The 6,873-nt window shown below is 41.1% G+C and carries 8 protein-coding genes; 3 read left to right on the forward strand and 5 right to left on the reverse strand.

The window, feature by feature from the left end:
• Positions 1-36 precede the first annotated feature (36 nt).
• On the reverse strand, positions 37-1,323 hold the full coding sequence (locus NG798_RS15825) for a helicase C-terminal domain-containing protein (protein WP_261224637.1): 1,287 nt from the start codon (positions 1,321-1,323) through the stop codon (positions 37-39).
• Positions 1,324-1,447: 124 nt separating this feature from the next.
• Positions 1,448-1,612 carry a hypothetical protein gene (locus NG798_RS15830; protein ID WP_261224638.1) on the reverse strand — a complete coding sequence of 55 codons (165 nt, stop codon included), beginning with the start codon at positions 1,610-1,612 and terminating at the stop codon, positions 1,448-1,450.
• A 330-nt stretch (positions 1,613-1,942) separates the two neighbouring features.
• Between NG798_RS15830 and NG798_RS15835 the strand changes: the two genes are divergently transcribed.
• Positions 1,943-2,158 carry a hypothetical protein gene (locus NG798_RS15835; RefSeq protein WP_261224639.1) on the forward strand — a complete coding sequence of 72 codons (216 nt, stop codon included), beginning with the start codon at positions 1,943-1,945 and terminating at the stop codon, positions 2,156-2,158.
• Between the two features lie 1,056 nt (positions 2,159-3,214).
• Here the strand turns inward: NG798_RS15835 and NG798_RS15840 are convergent.
• Together NG798_RS15840 and arfB are read right to left on the reverse strand one after the other, a co-directional pair.
• The gene (locus NG798_RS15840; RefSeq protein WP_261224640.1) at positions 3,215-3,394 is read right to left on the reverse strand and encodes a hypothetical protein; all 180 of its coding nucleotides are present in this window, start codon (positions 3,392-3,394) and stop codon (positions 3,215-3,217) included.
• A gap of 468 nt (positions 3,395-3,862) precedes the next feature.
• Complete coding sequence (gene arfB, locus NG798_RS15845) at positions 3,863-4,276, reverse strand: alternative ribosome rescue aminoacyl-tRNA hydrolase ArfB (RefSeq protein ID WP_261224641.1); 414 nt, start codon at positions 4,274-4,276, stop codon at positions 3,863-3,865.
• A gap of 409 nt (positions 4,277-4,685) precedes the next feature.
• Here arfB and NG798_RS15850 point away from each other — a divergent pair, with 409 nt between their 5' ends.
• Positions 4,686-5,150 (forward strand): hypothetical protein, encoded by a 465-nt coding sequence (locus NG798_RS15850; protein WP_261224642.1) that lies wholly within the window; start codon positions 4,686-4,688, stop codon positions 5,148-5,150.
• 251 nt (positions 5,151-5,401) lie between these two features.
• Here the strand turns inward: NG798_RS15850 and NG798_RS15855 are convergent, their stop codons facing one another.
• Positions 5,402-5,902, reverse strand: coding sequence for a hypothetical protein (locus NG798_RS15855; protein WP_261224643.1), 501 nt, complete (start codon positions 5,900-5,902; stop codon positions 5,402-5,404).
• Between the two features lie 403 nt (positions 5,903-6,305).
• Here NG798_RS15855 and NG798_RS15860 point away from each other — a divergent pair, with 403 nt between their 5' ends.
• On the forward strand, positions 6,306-6,653 hold the full coding sequence (locus NG798_RS15860; protein WP_261224644.1) for a PPC domain-containing protein: 348 nt from the start codon (positions 6,306-6,308) through the stop codon (positions 6,651-6,653).
• Positions 6,654-6,873 lie beyond the last annotated feature (220 nt).

Raw genomic sequence — 6,873 nt, forward strand, 5'->3', positions numbered from 1 at the left:
GATGTCTTAAACCCAACTTTTTACTAATCTGTTGCGCTATGATATACCGATAATGGCAGCAACAATTCGTTCATCAAGGGGTTTCACATCAGGAACTTTAAGAATTTCATTAAGTTGTTCTGTAGAAAGAGGGTTTTCAATTAAATCCTGACGAATATCTTTGAGGCGTAAAGGCTCAGAGCGCTTGGGTTCATTTAAACGCGCCAACCACCAAGGACGAATTAAATCTAGCCAAGACTCAGCAAGAAGGCTCAAGTCTACACTCTGTTTCCTTGGTTCTTTTTCCTCAAACCGAGAAAGGATAGTCTTAACTACACCCTCGCGGATTCCATCGTTATTTTTCTTGGCTTTACTTTCATATTGTTGAAGTACCTCTCTCATTTCTTGCAAAGCCCGTTGCTTTTTTTTGGGCAAAAGTTGTTCTTCAGAGCGAATAAGGTTTTTAATAAAATTTTGGAGAGAATGATGTGCTGTTTCTAAGGGTTCTTCTTCTATAAGGGGATAGAGATGCTTTCGGAGATTTTCACAAATTTTCTGCAAGTCTGTTATCGGGTGTACATAGTTTACATCGTCAAGATACACCCAACGGGGCGCACCCCATTCCGTTCCTGCAATGGCAAAAAACGCCCAAGGATAATCTGCTTTTACCACACTTAATACTGAACGATTTTTGCTTCTAATTACCTGTTTATAAACTTCTGGAGCAATCAGATTTCTTTTACCTTCTACAAGAGCGCGAACTGGATCAAAAACATCGCCTAATTGCCAGATATTGCCTTGTTTATCTTCATTGTCTACTTGGTTGATTATCTCTTCTAATTTTACTGGCTCTTTAGATGAATCGATATCTATACTGGGGGAAAAATCTTCGGGTAATGGTAAGTTTGAGCCTAATAAATCTGTAACTAATTGATGGCGTTGCAAAAATTTTTGTTCGGAAGACCTCAGAGCAAACTCATCACTATCTTGTGGCCACCACGCTTCAATTTCCGAAAAGGGACTGTCCATGCGGTCAATTCTGCCAATTCGTTGCTCCGCTAGACGGATTACACTAGGCATATCGAGTTGAATAACTGCGGAGGCTTGCTGAAGGTTGACACCTTCGGACATGGCATCAGAACATAAAGCAATGATGTCTGATTTGCTAGAACCAAGTTGAAAAATATCATTAATTTCTTTATGCAGACCTTGATGCCTAGGAGATAAAACATCTCCGAACGAGACACCGGCCTGTTTACCTTCAAGAGCTTCTCTAGGTTCACCGGCCCCCACACCTTCACCGGCCCCCAAACATCCGTCTGTCCCACCCCCATCCAAGGGCACGAGCGAGTTCCATCGGCGCTCACAAAATCACCGGCCTCAAAAATCCACCGGCACCATGACATCCCAAACTTCTGTAAAAAAATCATAGGCTCAGGCTGAATACTCGCTTCTCACAACGCCGGCATCATCCCCTCATCGAATGCCACCGGCCTGCCAAATCAATACTCCATTCCTTTGCTATTATTTGGTTAGCATAGCGTGTCATCAGCCAAGCCATTTGCTTAGAGTCTCGGATGGCGTCCCACAGCCGGTAGTATTTAGGATTCCCTTGAAATAACCAATATGCCACTCGTTTTCACCGGCATAATAACCTTTTGTGCTGTTTGGGCTAATTATAACTGAGTTGCCCCTCCTAGTTTGAAAGGGGGCCGCTTTGGATTTTGAGTTTTGATACATTGGGTAAGGGAATCTTCGCTTCTTGGACAATCCTTAAAACTTTTTGTCAAGGCAAAGTATCTGGCCGGTTTAGCAATTACTTGAAATAATACAGCAAAACCCTGTAATAAGGTCATTGTTACGACAGGCATTAAATGAGGTGGTAACTAGGGATGCAGAAGCGGAGTTATTAGGAATTAATTCAGCAATTACAGCGGCGCTGATTAAAAAAAAAATAGAATAATTGCTCACCTATTTTTTAGCTATTAAGCAGATACAGATAGTTTTTGAAAATGTAAAACCGCCTAGTTGGCAGTTGAGTTATCAAGGTCAAATCTATGAGGTGACGTTTTATCCTGAGTGCTTTGATGAGAGGCCGGGTTTGCAGTATATGAGTTGGGGTAATCCGCTTTTTGAGGGTTTAATGGGTGAGGTTCAGAAGGTATTGGGGGTGGGATAAAGTTGAACTAATTTCCCTCAGATGGGGGAAAATGGTAGAGTAGTTATAATTCACCTAAAAACTTTTTGCTAAAATTGGTAGTATCTGGGATAAGGTGATTTTAATAAAACTATTAGAGGCAGAGTTTGAAATAGCAGATTTTGGCTGTTGTGATTAATAAATATTAAGAAAAGTGGAATTAATACAACGTAGAAGTTATGGAGAGAGCATTGCCCTAACTCAACCGGGCCATCTTTTTTTGACAAACGTACAAAAAATCGCAACTCCCACCTACAATTTTTGATTGAGGTGGGGGAGTTCAAATTATGACATTATCCAGATAAGGATAGCTGTTAGAAATTAACGGCAATAGACCCTATAAGCTATTCTAGCGTGGTCTGCATAAGACGCCACGAGGTGTTCTAATGCACATCGCGGTTTCAGTTTGAATCGGTTTAACTTGTTGATTCATTTCAACTTGGCCAGCTTGGTTAACTTCGGTGACCTGAGCAGCATGAACAGGAAGACTAAGCGCCATCAATCCAGTGAAGATTAAGAGTGTTTTTTTCATTGTTAAAATCCTTGACTCTTTTTTATTTATAACAGGGTTTTAGAAACCGTAGGTGAAGTTGAGATGAAGTTTATAAAAAAAATTATAAAGACAAGCTAAAGACTATAAGAGTAGGTGCTGATGCAATAACTATCCGACTTTACCGACTTGACAATCCGACTTTTCTGACTTAACCCGCTCCACCGGCCCACAAAAAATTCACGGGCATCACCGCAGAAATCAGTGCCTCAATATCTAGTAGTCTCTCAACATCCAAGGACTCTATGACGTCCACATACCCATGAATCAAATCGGTTTTAAATTGATTCTTAAGTGGCCTGATTTCATCAACTGAACGGCGCCAGTGATGTGATGGGTGTTTACCGAAGTGGCCATGAGTGTCGGTGCGATACGATATTGGCCAGTGTCTGCTTAGGATGCCGGTGCGATACGAGATTTTGTTGTGTCCGCCAGGAGCAGCGATAATGTGTATTTTTTCATGACCGGCCTAAAATGGCCATAAGAGTTTAAATTTCCGAGTGTGACACCGGCCTGTTTACCTTCAAGAGCTTCTCTAGGTTCACCGGCCCCCACACCTTCACCGGCCCCCAAACATCCGTCTGTCCCACCCCCATCCAAGGGCACGAGCGAGTTCCATCGGCGCTCACAAAATCACCGGCCTCAAAAATCCACCGGCACCATGACATCCCAAACTTGTCTTAGAACTCACAGGCTTAGGCTGAATACTCGCTTCTCACAACACCGGCATCATCCCCTCATCAAATGCCGCCGGCCTGCCAAATCAATACTCCATTCCTTTGCTATTATTTGGTTAGCATAGCGTGTCATCAGCCAAGCCATTTGCTTAGAGTCTCGGATGGCGTCCCGCAGCCGATAGTATTTAGGATGGCGTTAGTGATTTTCGGTAGGAAAGGCTGAATATCCAAGTCATAGAAACCAATATCCACCAAGTTATGGCGTTCCACGCTTTGCTATCGGGCTTATTTTTTTCATACCCTGATTAAGCAACGCCAATTTTACTTTTGTTAAATACAAATATCGTTCATATTTGCGACAATGTTGGCCGGCATCAGTTAGGCTTGGTGTAAAACAGCAATTTTTATAGTCAAAATATGGCCGAACAAGGCTGCCTTAATTTACTTTCCAAAGTACGATTAGTCGGTAATCTTCTGCCTCATAGCTTTAACCTGGCCCCGTTTGGTCTTACTATCCAGGCGCTTGCGTTGAGAACTGCGAGTTGGTTTGCTTTTGAAGCGTTTTTTGGGAACTACAACAGCACTTTTGATTAGCTCTTGAAGGCGGGTTAAAGCCACTTCCCGATTTTGTTCTTGACTCCGGTATTCTTGGGACTTAATGACAATAACACCAGCTTGGGTAATGCGGTTATCGTTTAGATTTAACAGTCGTTCTTTATAACGGTCAGGTAAAGAAGATGCTTTGATATCAAACCGTAAATGGATGGCAGTTGCTACCTTATTTACATTTTGGCCACCGGCCCCTTGAGAACGCATTGCACTAATATCAATTTCGCTTTCTGAAATGCTGACTGTATCGGAAATTTGTAGCATAATTTATAATTGAGATAAAAACAGTATATCGTTATTTTGGACAAGCTCTTACATGAGATGATAAAAGCGAGTAGCAATTACATCCTAGAGCAAGACCTTCATTCGGCTATTCAATGGCCCCTACAGAATCAAATAAGGCGCTATCCATATTATAAGCTTTTCCCTGTTAAGATATTTTGATGCTCAAGGCCGAGATTTTAGTGGCGGCTGGGTAGCTTCGGTTCAAAATGCAGCTAGAGTGCTTACAGAACCTTCTCTCCCCCCCTAAGAGCGATGTATCAAGTTGAGCTTTGGTTGGAGCCGTTGGCTTTATTTGTAAATAAATTAAATACTTAATAGCTCAATGACGGCTCAATATTGTTATGATTTATTTTGGACATAGTTGTAACGTAATTGAGGAGATGCCATTATGAGCAAACAATTAGATGAGGCGCTTTCAAGAGAGATAGGGAAACGCATCAAAAGTAATTCTAAAAGCTGCTTTGACAACGCTTATAAAGCAGCCTTAGCTACTGAGGGAGCAATTTATGTGCAAGGCTTTTTAGCGGTACCAGGAGCGCCGTACAAGCCTATTGAGTATAGTTGGATTGAACTCGACGATAAAATTATAGATCCTACTTTTTATCATCTAGGTAAAAGTATTCAAGAGCTTCATTATTTCCCCGCTCATTATTTGAACGTGAAGGAACTCAACGCCATCATAGAAGAATCCAAAGAAGATTACCCAGAAGATGACCCCTTACCGATTTATGGGAAAGAACCTTACGAATATTATGGAAATTTAATGTTAGGGGGAAACAATTACCAAAATGCTTATGATTTGGCTTTAGCTAAATGTAGGGAATTAAACCAAAGTGAACACGAAGCAAATTAATTGTGCTCATTTGTGATTTAAATTACCCAGTATTCCGCATCGGCAACGCCAAAAAATAGTAAGCGTAAATTGTCTGCCAATTTGGAGCCGTTTTAGTGGCCGGTTCTAAAACTTTCTTTTTTTTACAAGAGTAAATTGGAAAATAAAATGCCCGAACCAAATTAGATTTCCAACTGGGAATATAGTAATTACGCTTTGCTTCCCAAAGATTAGTCGTACCTGCAATTTATAGAGGGGTTAAATTAAAACTTTTAACTATCAGCCCTTTTATAAATTGTTGGAATTGCTACCGTCATCAACATCAATAGGTTGGCAAACCAAAACAGCACAACGCAACCAAAGCCCACCCATCCCAAACGGGTAAATGATAGTTGTGGGATTCCATCTAGTAATTGCCACAACCGAAAAGCGGTGTAGCAAAAGCCAATGGGCACCACGACACTAGAAACTAACCACTGACTGAAGGCGCGTTCAGAGATTAGCTGCACGGCAACAACCAGTAGGTAACTCCCCCAGAATGCCAACGAGGAAGGTTTCTGCCATGCCTGAACGCACAACACAATTGGTAAGAGAATCCCAGCAACTAAGGCTAATTTGACCCACCACATCAGAAATGACCATTGCTGTTCGCTAAATCCAATTTCTGCCGAAAAGGGGAGACGTTGAGTTTTAACACAAAAGCCATAGCCAATAGCTAAATTAGTGGCGACTAAAATAAAAAGCATAATAACCAGTCCGTTATTAAGTGTCATAGCTCTCAAGTCTTTGGTTTCAACATTTTCCGCGCTCTCAACTGTCACATCAATTATAAAGAAATTGTAATGCCTAGTAAGCAAAGGTTTCAAACTGTTATGGGCAAATACCTTTACCCGCTCCTTATTCTCAATAGTTAATAAGTATCGAGAATAAATTGGGGGCTGATAAATACAATCCCGATTGTTTTCCAAAAAAGAGTGTGCAACTTTAGAGTGCGGAATGTGGGTTTTAAAAAGAACGCTGTCGGGTACAGACGAACTGCTGCCTTACGTCTTTAGTACACGATACCACCTCCCATCCTCCGAAAAATGCTAGGGGCTTTCAACTCAGTACAACCTGTAGATATGGTTATTAAATTGTCTTTTCAGTAAAAACACGGTTGACATCCTTCGCTTTTTCTTGGCCTTCGCCCTTAATAATTTTTCGGGCGGAAAAATAAAAATTATTGCGGCCATTTTTTTAGGCAAAAAGCTCCGACATAGTACAGACCTGACAGACATTTATAAATTTAATTTGACTACTGGTGGTGCATTTAATGTATCCCTTTCAGGTTTAACTGATAATGCAGACCTTTTCTTATTAAACAGCAATAACCAAATCATCCAAAGTTCTACATCGGGAAATTCATCCGAAACACTAAGTTTTCAAAATTTAAGCACCGGCATCTATTCACTACAAATTACATCGAGTGCCGGTGCTACAGACTACCTTTTAGGCATTCAAATTCAAGAAACATTAATCCTGTAATAGACCCATTAACTGGCCTACCTTTAACCGACAACCAACTGCCAAGTACAGACGTTCCGGCGGAACGTCTCTACAACTTTGAAACAGGGATATTTCGAGTAGGAGAAACCGGCATTGTGAGTATAGATTATCTGTATGATGGTGGAAGATTTGCAGGCGATTTTGGTTTATTTAACTTGGCCGGCATGGAAGCATTCACACCGGGTTCAACTAATTATAT

Origin of the sequence: Ancylothrix sp. D3o (assembly GCF_025370775.1) — a bacterium.
Lineage (GTDB): Bacteria > Cyanobacteriota > Cyanobacteriia > Cyanobacteriales > Oscillatoriaceae > Ancylothrix.

Excerpts from the sequence above, each read along its gene's own strand:
- NG798_RS15840 (WP_261224640.1), bottom strand. The coding sequence starts at position 3,394 with ATGTCATGGTGCCGGTGGATTTTTGAGGCCGGTGATTTTGTGAGCGCC.
- arfB (WP_261224641.1), bottom strand. The coding sequence starts at position 4,276 with ATGCTACAAATTTCCGATACAGTCAGCATTTCAGAAAGCGAAATTGAT.
- NG798_RS15850 (WP_261224642.1), top strand. The coding sequence starts at position 4,686 with ATGAGCAAACAATTAGATGAGGCGCTTTCAAGAGAGATAGGGAAACGC.
- NG798_RS15855 (WP_261224643.1), bottom strand. The coding sequence starts at position 5,902 with ATGACACTTAATAACGGACTGGTTATTATGCTTTTTATTTTAGTCGCC.